We start from the raw sequence: 16,821 nt of genomic DNA on the forward strand, positions 1-16,821 counted from the left end.
GATTTTCCAATCAGGATAAAGTAATCCCAATTGGAGCATTTGCACACTGTACTGGTCTGGCGTGGCCAGAGCAATCCCGGTGAGCATCAAGGGAGTTCAGGATCATGCGAACATGGCGCAAGGCCATCGTCGGCGGACTTTTGTTGCTGTGCGGCGGTGGGTTGATCCAGGGACAGGCCCCCTCTCCCACTGTCGCTGGCGCGGCACCCCAACCCACGGCGCAGCCGGCGCCGGCCGTGCTCACCAAATCGGATGTGGATACCTGGCTCGATGGCTATATGCCGCAAGCGCTGCGCAGCGGGGATATTCCCGGCGCGGTGGTCACCGTGGTCAAGGACGGCAAAATCCTGACCGCGCGCGGGTTCGGCTATGCCGATGTCGCCACGCGCAAGCCGGTCGATCCCAAACGCACGCTGTTCCGGCCCGGCTCGGTATCGAAGCTGGTGACCTGGACCGCGGTGATGCAGCAGGTCGAACAGGGCAAGATCGACCTGGATCGCGACGTCAACGCCTATCTCGATTTCCGGATTCCGCCGTACCAGGGCAAGCCGGTGACGATGCGCCAGCTGATGACCCACACCGGCGGCTTCGAGGAAACCGGCAAGGGCATCATCTTCTACGACAAGAAGTGGGACATGCCGCTGGGGGATTACCTGAAGCGCGCCATCCCCGTGCGCATCTTCGCGCCCGGTTCGACGCCGGCCTATTCCAACTGGGGCACCGCCCTTGCCGGCTATATCGTGCAGCGCACCTCGGGCGAGGACTTCTTCGCCTATACAGAAAAGCATGTGCTGGGTCCGATCGGGATGCGCCAGTCGTCGATGCGCCAGCCCCTGCCCCAGCGGCTCGTGCCCGACATGTCGGTCGGGTACAAGGACGGCAAACCGACCGAGGGCTTCGAGATTCTGGGGCCGTGGCCGGCGGGTTCCCTGTCCGCATCGGGCACCGACATGGGCCGCTTCATGATCGCCCACCTGCAGCGTGGCGAGATCGACGGCCAGCGCGTCCTGAAACCGGAAACGGCGGACATGATGCACAACAGCCCGCTCGCCAAGGTGGACCCCTTCTCGCTGGTCCCGCCGCTCAACCGCATGGAACTCGGGTTCTTCGAAACCAACGTCAACGGGCGCGAGGTCATCGGGCATCTGGGCGATACCGAGGCCTTCCACACCTCGCTGCACCTGTTCATGAAGGACGGGATCGGCTTCTACGTCTCGTTCAACAGCGGCGGGCGGCAGGGCGCTTCGGGCGACCTGCGCAACGCGCTGTTCATGGATTTCGCCGATCGCTACCTGCCCTATGCCGGCCCGGCCGACGGACGCGTCGATGCCGCAACGGCGAAAGAACACGCGAAGATGATGACGGGCAGCTGGGATGCGAGCCGCCGGTGGCAGACCAACTATTTCTCCGTGGTGAACCTGCTCGGCCAGTTCAAGGTCGCCACCGATGACAAGGGCGAGCTGGTCATCCCCGGCCTGAAAGGGCCGAACGGCCGCCCGCGCGAATGGGTCGAGATCGCGCCCTTCCTGTGGCGCGACAAGTTCGGCCATGATCGTCTGGCCGCCAAGGTGGTGGACGGCAAGGTCGTCCGCTGGTCGATGGACTTCTTTTCCCCGTTCGAAGTGTTCGATCGCGTGCCCGCCAGCCGGTCGGCCACGTGGGTCTTGCCGGCGCTCTACGCCAGCCTTGGCGTACTTGTGCTGACGCTGATCGCCTGGCCATGGGGCTGGTTCACGCGGCGGCGCTACAAGGCGGCCTTTGGCCTCGAACGCGGTGCTCTCAAGGCATACCGGGCGGTGCGCGTCGTCAGTGCCATATCCGTTGCCGTGCTGATCGGCTGGGTCGTGGCCTTCTCGCTCCTGCTGGAAAGCGCCAGTTTCCTGGCGGGCGGGCTCGATCCCTGGCTGTGGGTATTGCAGATCCTTGGCCTGATCGCGTTCTTCGGCGCGGTGCCGATCGCCGCCTGGAATGCCTGGCAAGCGTGGAAGGGCAAACGCGGCTGGTTCAGCAGGCTGTGGGCGGTGCTGCTGCTGCTGGCCTCGCTGATGGTGCTCTACTTCGCGGTCACCTTCGGGCTGGTGGCGATGACGGTGGCCTACTGATGGCCGCCCTCACACTCACGGTCGCGACGGAGACGCTGCGGCTGGCGCAACCTTTCCGCATTGCGGGCCACGTGTTCGAATGTTCCGAGGTGATTGTCGTAACCCTGGACGATGGCGATCACACCGGGCGCGGCGAAGGCGGCGGCGTGTTCTTCCTGGGCGATGACGTTCCTCATATGCTTGCCGGAATCGCGGCGGCGCGGTCCGCTATCGAAAGCGGGATCGGGCGCGAGGAACTGCGCACGATCATGCCACCGGGCGGCGCGCGCAACGCGGTGGATTGCGCGCTGTGGGAACTCGAAGCGAACCGGGCGGGCGTGCCGGTGTGGCAGCTTGCCGGGCAGTCCAGCCCGCGGGCCTTGCGGACGACCTTCACGCTCGGCGCGGATACGCCCGCGGTCATGGCGCAAGGCGCGGTGAACTATGCGGAAGCGCGCGCGATCAAGGTCAAGCTCACCGGCGATCTGGACCTCGATAGCGCGCGGGTACGGGCCATCCGCGCCGCGCGGCCTGATGTCTGGCTGGGAGTGGACGGGAACCAGGGCTTTGCGGCGGCCGATCTCGGACCGCTGATCGAAGTGCTGGTCGCCGAAGGGGTTTCGCTGCTCGAACAGCCGGTGGCGCGCGGATACGAGCGCGATCTGGAGGGGCTCGCCTCGCCGGTTCCCATCGCTGGCGACGAGAGCATCCTCTCGCTCGAGGACATCCCGGGCGCCGTCGGGCGCTATCAGGTCGTGAACATCAAGCTCGACAAGTGCGGCGGGCTTACCGAAGGCCTGCTCATGGCCGAAAAGGCGCGCGCCCTCGGTCTCGACGTGATGGTGGGCAACATGGTCGGCACCAGCCTGGCGATGGCGCCGGGCTTCGTCCTGGGCCAGCTTTGCGATGTCGTCGACCTCGACGGACCGACCTTCCTCGCCCGCGACCGGGTGCCGGGCGTCACCTATGCCAACGGCGATATCTTCGCCGACCCGGCCGTGTGGGGATCGGGCGCGCCCGTCGCCGCATGATGCCGGAACAGACCTGGTTCGGGCAGCCGCGCGGGCTGACAGTCTTGTTCCTGACCAACATGTGGGAGCAGTTCTCGTACTACGGGATGCGGGCGCTGCTGGTCTATTACATGACCAAGCAGCTCCTGCTGGGCCAGGCGCACGCGTCGTTCATCTACGGCGCCTATACGGCGGGCGCCTATTTCACCCCGATCCTTGGCGGGTTGATCGCCGACCGTGTGCTCGGCAAGCGACGGGCCATCGTGCTGGGCGGCGCGATCATGTGCGCCGGGCACTTCATGATGACCTTCGAGCCGCTGTTCTATGCCGCGCTCGCCACGATCGCGATCGGCAACGGCCTGTTTCTGCCCTGCCTGCCAAGCCAGGTTGGCGATCTCTACAAGCCCGACGATCAACGCCGTGGCTGGGCGTACAACGTCTATTACGTGGGCATCAACATCGGCGGCTTCCTGGCGCCGCTGATCTGCGGCACGCTGGGCGAGGTCTATGGCTGGCATTACGGTTTCGGCGTGGCCGGGATCGGGATGGGTCTGGGGCTGGTGATCTACCTGTCCGGCCAGCGCCACCTGCCCCCCGAACACAAGCCCGCCCGCGCCACCGAGACACGGCCGCTCGCATTCGATCCGAAAGTGGCCGCCGTCCTGCTCGGCATCGGTCTGGCGGTAACGCTGTTTCGCTCCGCCTACGAACAGGTGGGCAATACCGTGGCCCTGTGGGCCGATAGCGGGATCGATCGGAGCGCGGGCAGCCTTGCCATACCGATGACGTGGTTCCAGTCGCTCAATCCGCTGTTCGTCATGCTGCTGACCCCGCCCCTTCTCCACTTCTGGCGCCGCCGGGCGGAAACCGCGGGCGATACCGCGCCGCTGCACCGCATGGCGATGGGCGCATTGATCGTCGCCGGTGCCTACGCGATGCTTGCCACCATCGCCTGGACGACCGGACCGGCGCGGGCCAACTGGATGTGGCTTGCCGCGTTCTTCCTGATTTTCACCTTCGGCGAACTGTTCATCCTGCCGACCGGTCTGGGCCTGTTCGCGCGCCTGGCGCCCCTGAGCCTTGGCGCGACCACCGTCGCGGCGTGGTTTTTCATCACCTTCACCGGCAGCCTCAGCGCCGGCGTGGTCGGCACGTTGTGGAGCCGCCTCGCTCCCGCGCCGTTCTTTCTCGTCCTTGCCGGGCTGGCCTGCCTGTCCGCTCTGCTCCTCCGCCTTCTGAGCGCCCCGACAGAGACGATCGAACAACGGACAGCGCAGAATGTGCGCAAATCGGCCGAAATGGATTGACAGTTTTCTTATTGAGACAATAACGTCCTTATCAGGATAATAATGTCACGCGGCGTTCTGGACGGGTTTGGGGTTCACATAGGGCCCTTCCGGCACGCCTTGTCCCAACGGACCCGAATTCGGGAGGAATACCATGAGACGAGCTCGCACCACCTTGCTGATGACCGCTTGCCTGGCGGCCATCGCATCCGGCCCAGCCCTGGCACAGTCGGCGACCGATTCCGACAAGGGCACGTTCGGCGACGATGAAATCGTCGTGACCGCGCAGAAGCGAGAACAGACCTTGATCGACGTGCCGCAATCGATCTCGGTCGTTTCTGGCGATCTTCTCGAACGATCGCAGGCCAACAACTTCCAGGACTTTCTCAACCACGTCCCGGGCCTTCAGCTCAATCAGGCCACACCCGGCGCGGGCCGTCTGGTGCTGCGTGGCCTCAACACCGGCGGCGTCGCCTCGACGGTGGGTGTCTATGTCGACGAAACGCCGTTCGGCTCGTCGACGGCCCTCGCCAACGGCGCGGTGCTGGCCGGCGATTTCGATACTTTCGACATCGCGCGCGTCGAAGTGCTGCGCGGGCCGCAGGGCACGCTCTATGGCGCCTCCACGCTGGGCGGCCTGATCAAGTACGTCACCAACGCGCCCAAGCTCGGCGCCACCGAAGGCGCGGTGCGCGGCGCGGCTGAGGCGACCAAGGGCGGCGCGATGTCGTACCACGGCAACGCCATGATCAACCTGCCACTGGGCGAGACGCTCGCGTTCCGCGCATCGGGCTTCTACCACAAGAACGGCGGCTGGATCGATTCCATCGGCACATCGGGCACGTCGTTCGCCAGCCCGGTCACCTCAGACGTCGCCAGCAACATCAACGATTCCAAGGTCTATGGCGGCCGCGCTTCGCTGCTGTTCAAGCCGAACGAGATGTTCGACGTCCGTCTGACAGCCTATCTCCAGAACATCCGCGCCAATGCCGATTCTTCGGTGGAGAGCGATCCGGCCACGCTGCGCACGCTCTATGGCCGCCCCACCCAGTCGCAGTTCTCGCCCGAATTCACCAATGTCAATTATCGGGTCTACAGCGGCACGATCACTGCCGACCTCGGTTTCGCCACCCTGACCAGCGCAACCAGCTACGCGACGCAGAAGCAGACCTTCCGCGACGACGCGACGTTCAATCTCAGCGGCATCGTGCAGGCATTGCTGGGCGCGCCGGCCAACGATTTCGTGCTCAACCAGAAGGTCAACACGCGCAAGTGGACGCAGGAATTGCGGCTCGCCGGTGCGGTCGGGAACAGCCTCGATTGGTTGATCGGCGGCTATTACAACGATGAAAAGGGCCTGCTGCTGCAGGACTACGCCGCCTATACGCCGGGCACGACGACGCCGATCGTCTTCCCCTTCGTGCTGGGCCATGTCGACCTGCAATCCAAGTACAAGGAATATGCGGGCTTCGCCAACCTGACCCTGCATCTCGGCACCATGTTCGATATCGATTTCGGCGGGCGCTATAGCCACAACAAGCAGGTCGCCAGCCAGGCGGCGAGCGGCGTCCTTGCCGGCAATGTGCCGGTCAACAGCAACCTGCGCTCGTCCGACAACGTCTTCACCTATTCGGTGGCGCCCAAGTTCAAGATCAGCGACCGCGCGACGCTCTATGCCCGCGTCGCCAAGGGCTATCGTCCGGGCGGCCCCAACGTGATCGCGCCGAACGCCCCGGCGGGAACCCCGTCCAGCTTCGATCCGGACACGGCCGTCAGCTACGAAGCAGGCTTCAAGGGAGAGACGGCAGATCGCAGCCTCGGGCTGGACCTGGCGGTGTTCCATATCGACTGGGACAAGATCCAGCTCCTGACGGTGGTCAACGGCTTCGGCGTGAACATCAATGGCGCCGGCGCAAAGAGTCAGGGCGCCGAATTCACCCTGACCATGCGGCCAACCAAGGGCTTCGTGGTTTCGTTCAACGGCGCCTATACCGACGCCAAGCTGAAGGCGGACGCGCCGGCGCTGGTGGGCGGCCGCAAGGGCGATCAACTGCCGTTCACGCCGAAGTATGCCATCTCGCTCAACAGCGATTACGACTGGGATCTGGGCGGAACCACCAAGGCCTTCATCGGCGGTTCGCTGCGCTATCTCTCCAAGCAGAGCGGCAGCTTCGACGCCGCCTTCCGCGCCGCCAACGGCCGGCAGCGCCAGCTTCCTTCCTACGCCACCGTCGATCTGCGCGCGGGCCTGGATTTCGGTAAGTTCGGCATCGAGGCCTACGTCCGCAACCTGACCGATGCGGAAGGCAAGACCTCGACCGGCGCGCTGACCGCGAATGGCTTGCCATTGAACCCGGGCGGGGCGATCATCACCGGCGTTATCCGCCCGCGCACATTCGGACTTTCGCTCAGTGCTCAATACTGATTTTCCACTGGCCGCCGAACCGGCCGCCAAGGCGTCGGGCAGCCTGACGCTGCCCGGCCCTTACCTGCTCTTTCTCGGTGACACGACCGAACCGGGATTTGCCAAGACCGCGTTCGGATTGCGTGACTGGGCGCCAGACCGCTGCGTCGGGGAATTCGTGCTGCCGGGTGCGGCAGTATCCACCGGCCTTCCACGGCTCGAGCTGGAGCAGGCCTATGCCCGTGGCGCCCGTGCATTGCTGATCGGCGTCGCCAGTCCCGGCGGGGCAATCCCGCCGCACTGGGTGCCGAGCTTGCTCGCCGCGCTGGATGCCGGGCTCGACATCGTCGCCGGCATGCATGTGAAGCTGAACGCCATTCCCGAACTGCGCAGCCTGGCCGAAAACAACGGCCGCCGGCTCGTCGATGTCCGCACCCCGCCAGAGGGCGTTAGTGTGGCGACCGGCCGCAAGCGTTCGGGCAGGCGCCTGCTGACCGTTGGCACTGATTGCGCGCTCGGCAAGAAATACACGGCGCTGGCCATCGCCCGGGGGCTGCAGGAGCGCGGGCTGGATGCCACGTTCCGGGCGACCGGGCAGACCGGGATCATGATCGCGGGATCGGGTATCCCGATCGACGCGGTCGTGGCCGATTTCGTCGCCGGTGCCGCCGAGGCGCTGACTCCCGCGGCCGATCCGGCGCATATCGACGTCATCGAGGGCCAGGGTTCGCTCTATCACCCCGCCTATGCGGCAGTATCGCTCGGCCTGCTTCACGGCAGCCAACCCGATCTCTTCGTCGTCTGCCACCAGCCTGGTCGCGAACGCATCCTCGGCATGCCCGACTATGCCGTTCCGGCGATCGAGGATGTCATCGCGCAGACGATCGCGCTGGGCCGGCTGACCAATCCGGCGATCCGCTGCGCCGGTGTCAGCCTCAACACTGCGGGCATGAGCGAGGACGCGGCGGCAGCGGAAATCGCCGCCGTGGCCGCGCGTCTAGGCCTGCCCGTTGCCGATCCGATCCGCGGCGGCATGGCGTTCGAGCGCCTGCTCGACGCCTGCACCGGATGAGCCAAGCCGCTCCGGAGAGCTGGTTCAAGCGGCTCCTCCTGCCGGGGCTATCGTTCAAGGCCGTCGTGATCGGCGGCGGCTATGCCACCGGGCGCGAGATCGCCGAGTTCTTCCTGCCGGCCGGCGCCTGGGGCGGGATCGCCGCGATCGCGCTGGCAACGGCGATCTGGAGCGCGGTCTGCGTGGCGACCTTCCTTGTCGCCCGTGCGGCGCGGGCGCGCGATTATCGCGCCTTCTTCAAAGTGCTGCTGGGCCGTGGCTGGATCCTGTTCGAGATCGCCTATGCGCTGTTCGTGATGCTGCTGCTCGCTGTGTTCGGCGCGGCGGCGGGCGAGATCGTTCACACCACCGGCCTACCGCCGATGGCCGGCACGGTTGCGCTGATGGCCGGCATCGCCGGCTTCGCCGCCTTCGGCAACACGGCGGTCGAGCGGCTGTTCACCTGGGTTTCGGTGCTGCTCTACGGCGTCTATGCGGTGTTCCTCGTCCTCGCGCTGTCGAGCTTCGGAGACCGCATCGCCGCCGCCTTTGCCCAAGGCGCGCCGGCCGGTCACGGCTGGTTTGCCGATTGGTTCGGGGGCGGGCTGACATATGCCAGCTACAACATCATCGGCGCGATCGTGATCCTGCCGGTCACCCGCCACCTCGCCAGCAACCGCGACGCGGTGATTGCCGGGGCGATCGCCGGGCCGCTGGCGATGCTGCCCGCGTTGATGTTCTTCGTGTGCATGGCCGCCTTCCTGCCCGGCATCGCCGGCGAGGCGCTGCCTTCGGACTTTCTGCTGCGCCAGCTTGGCCAGCCCCTGTTCCATGTGCTGTTCCAGCTGATGATCTTCTCCGCGCTGCTCGAAAGCGGCACGGGTGCCGTCCATGCGATCAACGAGCGCATCGCCGCAGCCTGGCGGCACAACCGCGGCGCCCCGCCGACGGTGCCGTGGCGGGCCGCGATCACGATCGCGCTGCTGGTCCTGTGCATGGTGGTGGCCGACCGCGTCGGACTGATCGCGCTGATTGCCAACGGCTATCGCGCGCTCGCCTTCGTGCTCCTTGCCCTTTACATCCTGCCGCTGCTGACGATCGGTCTCTGGCGGTTCCGCAATGGCCAGCTCGCCCCAGGAGAAGCCCGATGAAACGTCTGTCCCTGCTGGCAGGGCTTTGCCTTGCCGCTTCCGTTCCCCACGCTGCCCTTGCCGCGCCACCGGCAGACATCGACGCGCGGATCGAGGCAATCCGCCAGTCCTCGGGCACGCCGGGCATGGCCGTCGCCATCGTCGAGAACGGCAAGGTCGTGCTCGCCAGGGGTTATGGCGAACGCCGGCTTGGCGCGCCCGCGAAAGTGGACGCGGACACGATTTTCATGATCGGTTCGACCGGCAAGGCCCTGACCGCCGCCGCGCTCGCCACGCTGGTCGATGCCGGCAAGATCGGCTGGGACGACAAGGTCATCGACCACATCCCCGATTTCCAGATGTTTGACGCCTGGGTCACGCGCGAGATGACGATCCGCGACCTTCTGGTGCATCGCAGCGGGCTGGGGCTGGGAGCGGGAGACCTGCTCACCGTGCCGCGCGGCGCGATCTCGCGCGACGACCTGATGCGCCGGCTGCGCTACATCAAGCCGGCAACGAGCTTTCGCAGCGGCTATGCCTACGACAACATCCTCTACGGCGTGGCGGGGCTGCTGATCGAGCGCGTCAGTGGGCAGACCTGGGAAGATTACATGAAGGCGCATATCTTCGCGCCGGCCGGGATGCGCGATGCGGCGGCCGACTTCAGGACGCAGACCTCCGCGCCCAATCGCGCGCAGCCGCATGGCCGGGTCGGCATGGTGCGCGGCGATGGCCCGCAAGTGGTGCTCGACGAGCGCGACCAGCTGGGTCGGGCGATGGCCCCGGCGGGCCTGATCGCGATGAGCGCCAACGACATGGCGCGCTGGTTGCAGATCCAGCTCGCCGGCGGCGCGCTGCCCGAAGGCGGCCGCCTGTTCAGCGCGGCGGCCGGCAAGGAGATGTGGTCGCCGGTCACGCCGATCCCGATCACCCCGGCGCCCCAACCGATCGCGGCGACCACGCCGACGTTCGATGCCTATGCGCTGGGCTGGGAAGTGCGTGACTACCACGGCACGCGCATCGTCTGGCACGCCGGCGGGCTGCTCGGCTTCACCTCGATCGTGTGCCTCATTCCCGAAAAGAACGTCGGCTTTGCCATCGAGGTGAATGCCGAGGAGAGCGAGCCGCGCCACGGGCTGATGTACGAACTGATCGATCATTACCTGGGCCTGCCCCGGCAGGACTGGCCGCAGCGCTTCCACGACTATCGCGCCAAGCGCATCGTCGATGCCGTTGCGGCGATGAAGCAGGCGGCGGCCACGCCGGCGCAGGTTGGCCCTTCGCTGCCGCTCGATCGCTATGCCGGGACCTACAGCGATCCCTGGTATGGCAAGCTCGCGGTGGGTTCGGACGCCAAGGGGCTGACGGTCAGCTTCGTGCCCACGGCCGGTATGAGCGGGCGCCTCGTCCACTACCAGTACGATACGTTCATCGCCCAGTTCGACGATCCGGGGATCGAAAAGGCCTATCTCACCTTCCAGCTCGATGCCGACGGCAAGGTATCGTCCATTTCCGCGAAGCCAGTCTCGCCGATTGCCGATTTCAGCTTCGACTACAAAGACCTGCTGTTCACCCCCGCGCCCGAACCGCGCAAGTGATCGGACAAGCCGGTTCCGTCGCTGCGGAGCCGGTTAGCCCACCGGCGACCGGACCTCAAGATGCTGCGGTAACAAATTGTAATATATTATCTATTTGATGAAATATCGGTCATCGGTATGACCGTTCCGCACTATTCATCTCCGCGCAAGGGCGCACGGATCATGGAACCGTGACGATACGGAACGGAGCCACCCGATGCGTCGCTCGCTGCTCGGACAGAATTTGGCCGCCCTTGCCCTGGCGCTGGTCGCAAGACCGGCGCTCGCCGAGGACAAGCCGTCCCCCGATTTCGACCTGGCCCTGGTCAACCGGCTGACCTGGGGGGCAACCTCAGCCGAAGTGCAGCGCATGCGGGCGATGGGTGCGGAAGCCTGGTTGCAGGCGGAGCTGCATCCACCCGCTTCAGAACGATTGCCCCCCGCAGCCCAGGCCATGGTCGATGCCTTGCCGATGCGCGGCCAAAGCACCGTCGCTCTGGTGCGCGATTTCCGCGAACAGGTAACAGCGGCGAAGGCGGCGCAGGCGACAATGTCGCCGCCGGGTCAAGGCGTTGCCTCCGACGGTCCGGCCGCTCCGAACCCGATGCAGGCCGGGCCATTGGGTGCCGCGGCGACACCGCCTGCGCCCACCCCGCAGGACGTACGCCGCGACTTTCTCGGCGAGGCCTTAAAGCAGGACCAGACTAGGCTGATTCTGCGAGCGCTCTATTCGCCCAATCAGCTGCGCGAGCAGCTCACCGCGTTCTGGCTCAACCACTTCAACGTCTATACCGACAAGGCTGAAATCCGGCTGTTCGTGCGGGATTACGAGGATCAGGCCATCCGCCCGCACGCCCTTGGGCGCTTCCGCGATCTGCTGGAGGCGACGCTGCGCTCCCCGGCCATGCTGCAATATCTCGACAACGCCCAGAACGCCAAGGGCCGCATCAACGAGAACTACGCGCGCGAAATCATGGAACTGCACACCATGGGCGTGGGCTCGGGCTATACCCAGAAGGACGTGCAGGAACTCGCGCGCATTCTGACCGGGGTGGGCATCGTCAACCCCGAACGGCCGGAGCGACCGAGCCCCACCAACCCCGCGGCGATCCGCGATGGAATGTTCGCCTTCTATCCCGGCCGCCACGACATGGGCGACAAGGTCTTCCTCGGCCATGTCATCAAGGGATCGGGCTATGACGAGGTGCGCCAGGCGCTCGATATCCTGTGCGCCCAGCCCGCCACCGCCCGGCATGTCTCGCGCCAGCTGGCGCAGTATTTCGTCGCCGACAACCCTCCCCCGGCGCTGATCGAGCGGATGGCGGCGCGCTGGGCGCAAAGCGGGGGCGACATCGCGGCGGTGCTGGACCTGCTGTTCCACAGCCCCGAATTTCAGGCCTCGCTATCCCGACCGCTGCTAAAGGACCCGCAGCACTTCGTGCTCTCGGCGGTGCGGATGGCCTACGACGACCGGTTGATCGCCAATACGCAGCCGATCGTGAACTGGCTGAACCGGCTGGGCCAACCCTTCTACGGTCATCTCACCCCGGACGGCTATCCGCTGGAACGTACCGCGTGGAACGGCCCGGGGCAGATCGAACAACGGTTCGAGATCGCGCAGGCGATCGGCAACGGCTCCGCCGGGCTGTTCAAGGGCGAGGCGCCGTCGAGCGCCCCGCGCCAGGCCTTTCCGGTGCTGCAGGGCGCGCTTTATTACGGCGGGCTGGACAAGCAGTTGTCGCCAGCCACGCGTACCGCGCTGGATCAGGCCGCCAGCCCGCAGGAATGGAATATCCTGTTCCTTGCCTCGCCCGACTTCATGGGGAGATAGCACCATGACCGCATTCCCGTTCTCCCGCCGCGCGTTGCTCGCTGCCGGTCTGGCCGGCGGAGCGCTCGCAGCCAGTTCGCGCGTTCTGGCGGTGCCCGCGCTGGGATCGCAACGCCTGCTCGTGGTGTTTCTGCGCGGCGCTTACGATGCCGCCAATATCGTCGTTCCCGTGTCGAGCGATTTCTACTACGCCGCGCGACCCACGATCGCGATCGCCCGTCCCGATCCGGCCAATCCCAAGGCCGCACTGCCGCTCGATGGCGACTGGGGCCTGCATCCCGCACTGGCGGAGAGCCTCTACCCGCTCTGGCAGAAGCGCCAGCTGGCGTTCGTACCCTTCGCCGGCACCGACGACATGAGCCGCAGCCACTTCGAGACGCAGGATACCATCGAGCTTGGCCAGCCCCTTGCGGGCAGCCGGGACTATCGTTCGGGCTTTCTCGGGCGGCTTGCGGCCACGGTAGCAGGATGCCATCCGATCGCGTTTAGCAACCAGGTGCCCATCGCGTTCCACTCGGCCAGTCTCCAAGTGCCGAACCTGGCGGTGAACACCGTCACCAAGCCCAGCTTCGACGCGCGGCAGCAAAAGCTGATCGAGGCGATGTATGCCACGCCAACGGCACAGGCCCTGGCCCCGCAAGTCGCGGTGACCGAAGGGTTCAGCGTGCGCGAAGACGCCTATGGCGCGTTGCAGGACGAAATGGCCAAGGCCAGTCGCGGAGCGATCAACCCGCGCGGCTTCGAGGCGCAGGCCCGGCGCATCGCCGCGCTAATGCTGGACCGCTTCAACCTCGCGTTCCTCGATGTCGGCGGGTGGGACACGCACACCAACCAGGGCGCGGCCGATGGCGCACTGGCCAACCGGATCGGCGATCTGGGGCGGGGCCTGGCCGCTTTCGCTGAGGCCAGCGGGCCGCAATGGACCAATACCACGGTGATCGTCATTTCCGAATTCGGCCGCACCTTTCGCGAAAACGGCAACAAGGGCACCGATCACGGGCATGGCAGCACCTATTGGGTGCTGGGCGGCAATGTGCGGGGCGGACGCATGGTCGGCCCGCAAGTGCGCGTTTCGGCCGACACGCTCAACCAGCAGCGCGATTTCCCCGTCCTGACGGATTACCGGGCGATGCTCGGCGGCATTTTCGCGCGGCTCTATGGTCTCAGCGCCCGGCAGGTGGCAGCGGTTTTTCCGGAAATGCCGCCGGTGGACCTGGGCCTCGTTTGACCGACATTCCGTGCCATTCCATCACCGTTCCAACCCTTCCCACGCCCGTTGCGCGCGGAATGCGCTGGCCGTTTCGCCGGTGCGATTCTTGAAGAACCGGGCGAAATAGGCGGGATCTTCGAAGCCCAGACGATGCGCGATCTGCGCCATGCCCATTCCGGTAAAGGCCAGAAAGCGCATCGCTTCCAATGCCAGGCGATCGTGCAGGATATCGCCCGGGGACTTGTCCACGACAGCCCTGCACGCTCGCGTCAGGGTCGATGAGGTGACGCCAAGGGCGTGGGCGTACCGCTCGATCGGCCAGTGATCGCGATACTGCGCTTCGATCATTCCACGATAGCGGGCCACCAGAACCGCGCGGCGGTCCTTTCCGGCATCCTGTGGCAGGGATGCGGCCAGCGTTTCGCCCAGCGTGGCCAGCACAAGGCCAAGCTGCGCGATCAGCGCCGGGGTGGCGCGAAGCCCCTGCTCCAGCCGATCTGCCATATCCGCGAGCAGCCAGCTCAGCCGGGCGCGTTGCCGGTCTTCCGTCTCCAGCGGGATCACGCGCAGGCCGCCGCCATCGAGCCCCAGTCCTTCCAGCAGACCGGCGATGCGCGGATCGTGCAAAAGCGCGATGGCCATGGAAAGGACCCAGCCTTCAGCCGCGACAGCAAAGCGAAAGGCGTGAACACAGCCGCTGGGCACGATCATGCAGGCCGGCGCCGCGATCTTGCGCGCCGAACCATCGCTGGCGACATCGACAGTTCCGGTTTCGATCATCAGCACTTGCGCCATGCCGGGATGGCTGTGCGGCGCGATAGTCCAATCGTGCAGGCTGGAGCGATCGGCAATCCTCTCGATATGGACAAACTCCGGACCGATGGTGCGGCCATCCTCGCCATAGAGCGTAAACCGCTTCACTTCCTTGCCGCGCATGACAGGCCCCTTCCTTCACCAAGATGGCCAGAGTGCGCGAAAAGTGCAAGAAATTGCCGTAAAGCTGCGTGGCAGCGGCGATCCGCGCGGGGCATGATGCGGGCCTGTGCCACAAGGCACGAGAGAAGTTGCCGAGAGAGGATAGCGCGATGAACGATGCCCCGGTGATGGAGCGCGCGGCGTTCCGTTTCGACCCTTATTCTCCCGCGATCGATGCCGATCCATTTCCCGCCTACAAGACGCTGCGCGACGAATACCCCTGCTTCTGGTCGGAAGAGGCGGGAATGTGGGTGCTGTCGCGCTATCAGGACGTCTTGAACGCCCTGCAGGACTGGCGCACCTACAGTTCGGCCAAGGGAAACCTGGTCAACGAGTTTCCCGGCCGTGCCGGGGCCACGCTGGGCAGCAGCGATCCGCCGCGCCATGACCGGCTGCGCGCGCTGATCCAGTCCGCCGTGACGAAACGGGCGCTTGAGCACATCATCGAACCGACGCGCGCCTCGTGCCGCAAGCACCTAGCCGCGCTGGAAGGCAGGCCGGTGTTCGATCTGGTCAACGATTATACCGGGAAGGTAACGGTCGATCTCCTGTTCCACCTTTTCGCGCTTCCGGCCGAAGGGGCGGACCAGGTCCGCGACAATGCGGTGCTGATGGTGCAGACCGATCCCGTCACCCGGCAGAAGACCGAGGCGCACCTCTCGGCGTTCCGCTGGATGGCCGACTATGCCGAACGGCTGGTGCAGGCGCGCAAGAAGGCACCGGGCGAGGATCTGCTGTCGAACTTCATCACCGCCGAAATCGACGGCGAGAAGCTGCTCGACCGGGAAGTGCAGTTGACGGTGACGACGCTGATCATGGCCGGGATCGAAAGCCTTTCCGGCTTCATGGCGATGTTCGGGCTGAACCTGGCGGACTATCCCGAAGCGCGGCGCGCGCTGGTCGCCGATCCGGCGCTGATCCCCGATGCGATCGAGGAATCGCTGCGGTTCAATACATCGGCCCAGCGGTTCAAGCGGTGCCTGACGCGCGATGTGGATCTGCATGGCCAGACGATGAAGGCCGGAGATTTCGTAATCCTGGCCTATGGCGCCGCCAACCGCGACGAACGCATGTTCGATAACCCCGATGTCTATGACATCGCCCGGCGCGCAAAGCGGCATCTGGGTTTCGGCGGCGGCGTTCACGCCTGCCTCGGCTCGATGATCGGCCGCCTGGCGACGCAGATCGCCTACGAGGAACTGCTGGCGCGGATACCGGAATTTGCCCGGACGCAAGCCGTGCTGGACTGGGTGCCCTCGTCCAATTTCCGCAGCCCCAAGGCCCTGCCGCTGACGCGCGGCTGACGCCGTTGTCAGCAACTTGCAATTCATGCAAGCCGAACCCCGTTCTTCGCACTTGCAGGAAGGTGGTCAGACCGCTTTAGAGAACGGGCCTTTCAGGCATCCTCTCCCAAACTTTCCAAGGCCAGCCTTCGTGCTGGCCTTTCTTTTTTCGCAAGCGATAACTTCGGCTATCGGACGAGCCGGTCGACAGCCTCAAGATCCGGTCCGGCGCTGTCGGGATGCGGCGAGAGCGTTTCTTCCGGCACGCTCAGGCGGTTGATCCAGGCGGTACGGTAGCCGAACCAGCTCGCGCCCAAGGCATCCCACCCTCCGAACGCGACGAAGCCGATCTCCTGCGCCGTCAGGCCGAAATGCGCCGGCCCCATCGCATAGGCGCAGGGCGATGGCTTGAATGCCCGGACCCGGTCGGTGCTCAATGGCGTCTCGAACAGACCGCCCAATCCGTTCCGGCGCGTGTTCGCGATCAGCACTTCGGCTTCGAGATTGGACAGGAAGGCAAGACGGATGCCGGCGCTGCGCCACCGTTCAAGCGCGGCTGCCGCATCGGGCCAGGCCGGAAGCTGCCCGAACACCGCCACCAGATCGCGCCGGATCGCTGGCGTCAGCGGGATGCCCATGGCTTGCGCGCTGAAATCCAGCGCGGCATCGGCCAACCGACCGAACCCGCTGTAGCGGCCTGCCGCCGTTTCCAGCCATGACAGCGCGAACAGCTTGTTCGTCCATGCCGCAGCCAAAGCCGCGCCCCGGTCCGGCACGGCCGACACCACCGCCGCGGAGACGGCGCGCGGGTCGAATATCGTGAAACCATCGAATGCAAGGGCACGGATCGGTCGCGCCTCCCCATTGGGCGCGCCTCGCAAGGGAGACGCGACGGCCCTGCGCACGGCGGAAAAGGCGGCCATGCCGCCAAGCGCAAGGCTCAGGAAATGGCGGCGCTTCGGAAACCGTTGGAAATCGCTCAT

12 protein-coding genes are annotated in these 16,821 nt (G+C 65.8%); 10 read left to right on the top strand and 2 right to left on the bottom strand.

The features are described from left to right. Window positions 1-104: 104 nt before the first annotated feature. From EH199_RS11990 to EH199_RS12030, 9 genes are all read left to right on the top strand, one after another. Window positions 105-2,102 (top strand): serine hydrolase, encoded by a 1,998-nt coding sequence (locus EH199_RS11990; protein WP_124809491.1) that lies wholly within the window; start codon window positions 105-107, stop codon window positions 2,100-2,102. After that, entirely contained in the window at window positions 2,102-3,112 is a 1,011-nt protein-coding gene (locus tag EH199_RS11995) for a dipeptide epimerase (protein WP_124809493.1), read from the top strand. The genes EH199_RS11990 and EH199_RS11995 overlap by 1 nt, the downstream gene beginning before the upstream one ends. Then, a complete protein-coding gene (locus tag EH199_RS12000) occupies window positions 3,109-4,398 on the top strand; it encodes a peptide MFS transporter (RefSeq protein WP_124809495.1) in 1,290 nt (429 codons plus the stop codon). The genes EH199_RS11995 and EH199_RS12000 overlap by 4 nt, the downstream gene beginning before the upstream one ends. A 133-nt stretch (window positions 4,399-4,531) precedes the next feature. Next, window positions 4,532-6,802 (top strand): TonB-dependent receptor, encoded by a 2,271-nt coding sequence (locus tag EH199_RS12005; RefSeq protein WP_124809497.1) that lies wholly within the window; start codon window positions 4,532-4,534, stop codon window positions 6,800-6,802. Beyond that, a complete protein-coding gene (locus tag EH199_RS12010) occupies window positions 6,789-7,853 on the top strand; it encodes a DUF1611 domain-containing protein (protein WP_370449686.1) in 1,065 nt (354 codons plus the stop codon). The genes EH199_RS12005 and EH199_RS12010 overlap by 14 nt, the downstream gene beginning before the upstream one ends. Next, window positions 7,850-8,983 (top strand): hypothetical protein, encoded by a 1,134-nt coding sequence (locus EH199_RS12015; protein WP_124809499.1) that lies wholly within the window; start codon window positions 7,850-7,852, stop codon window positions 8,981-8,983. Before EH199_RS12010 ends, EH199_RS12015 begins: the two co-directional genes overlap by 4 nt. After that, window positions 8,980-10,560, top strand: coding sequence for a serine hydrolase (locus tag EH199_RS12020; protein ID WP_124809501.1), 1,581 nt, complete (start codon window positions 8,980-8,982; stop codon window positions 10,558-10,560). The genes EH199_RS12015 and EH199_RS12020 overlap by 4 nt, the downstream gene beginning before the upstream one ends. A gap of 196 nt (window positions 10,561-10,756) precedes the next feature. Beyond that, window positions 10,757-12,370, top strand: coding sequence for a DUF1800 domain-containing protein (locus tag EH199_RS12025; RefSeq protein WP_124809503.1), 1,614 nt, complete (start codon window positions 10,757-10,759; stop codon window positions 12,368-12,370). A gap of 4 nt (window positions 12,371-12,374) precedes the next feature. After that, a complete protein-coding gene (locus EH199_RS12030; protein ID WP_124809505.1) occupies window positions 12,375-13,598 on the top strand; it encodes a DUF1501 domain-containing protein in 1,224 nt (407 codons plus the stop codon). 21 nt (window positions 13,599-13,619) lie between these two features. Here EH199_RS12030 and EH199_RS12035 read toward each other — a convergent pair whose 3' ends face one another. Then, the gene (locus tag EH199_RS12035) at window positions 13,620-14,516 is read right to left on the bottom strand and encodes a helix-turn-helix domain-containing protein (protein ID WP_124809506.1); all 897 of its coding nucleotides are present in this window, start codon (window positions 14,514-14,516) and stop codon (window positions 13,620-13,622) included. A gap of 149 nt (window positions 14,517-14,665) precedes the next feature. On the opposite strand from EH199_RS12035, the gene EH199_RS12040 reads away from it, so the two are divergent. Further along, window positions 14,666-15,859, top strand: coding sequence for a cytochrome P450 (locus EH199_RS12040; RefSeq protein WP_206694949.1), 1,194 nt, complete (start codon window positions 14,666-14,668; stop codon window positions 15,857-15,859). Between the two features lie 167 nt (window positions 15,860-16,026). On the opposite strand, the gene EH199_RS12045 is transcribed toward EH199_RS12040, so the two are convergent. Beyond that, entirely contained in the window at window positions 16,027-16,821 is a 795-nt protein-coding gene (locus tag EH199_RS12045; RefSeq protein WP_124809508.1) for a haloacid dehalogenase type II, read from the bottom strand.

The sequence above is a fragment of the Novosphingobium sp. LASN5T genome (genome assembly GCF_003856955.1).
Lineage (GTDB): Bacteria > Pseudomonadota > Alphaproteobacteria > Sphingomonadales > Sphingomonadaceae > Novosphingobium.